Origin of the sequence: Snodgrassella sp. B3837 (genome assembly GCF_026535955.1) — a bacterium.
Classification (GTDB): domain Bacteria; phylum Pseudomonadota; class Gammaproteobacteria; order Burkholderiales; family Neisseriaceae; genus Snodgrassella; species Snodgrassella alvi_E.
Genome location: NZ_JAFNPI010000011.1, coordinates 1 through 436 on the forward strand (window position 1 = coordinate 1; position 436 = coordinate 436).

A 436-nucleotide genomic window follows, 5' to 3' on the forward strand; every position below is an offset into this window, starting at 1 on the left:
TGCGCTGCTGTGGAATGCAGGCAAGGGTGTGTACGATGCCAGTCGAAATGGAGAAGCCAAAGTACTGAGTGGCATCGGTGCAGGTGCAGTCAATGCAGCTTCAACTGAAGCTATTAACGGCGGGCAATTCTATAGTCTGTCTACGGTAACTGCGGCAGGCTTGAACAGTACCAATAGCAATCTGAGCACGCTGAGTAGCAGTACAGCAACAGGCTTGGCTGGTTTAACAGCTAGCTTAAGCAGCACCAATCAAAATCTGACGACGCTGAAGGCTAATACCTTGCAATGGAATGGTTCACTTTCAGCTTATGATGCTGGTCGTGACGGTTCTGCACAGCGCATTACCAATATTAGCGCCGGACGTCTTGCTGCAGACTCTACCGATGCAGTAAATGGAAGCCAGCTGTATACATTATCTAACTCCACCTCAACCGGA

General features: G+C 49.5%; 1 pseudogene. It reads left to right on the forward strand.

From position 1 onward, the window contains the following. Nucleotides 1-436, forward strand: a pseudogene (locus tag J3U67_RS04010) (hypothetical protein); the annotation flags it as partial.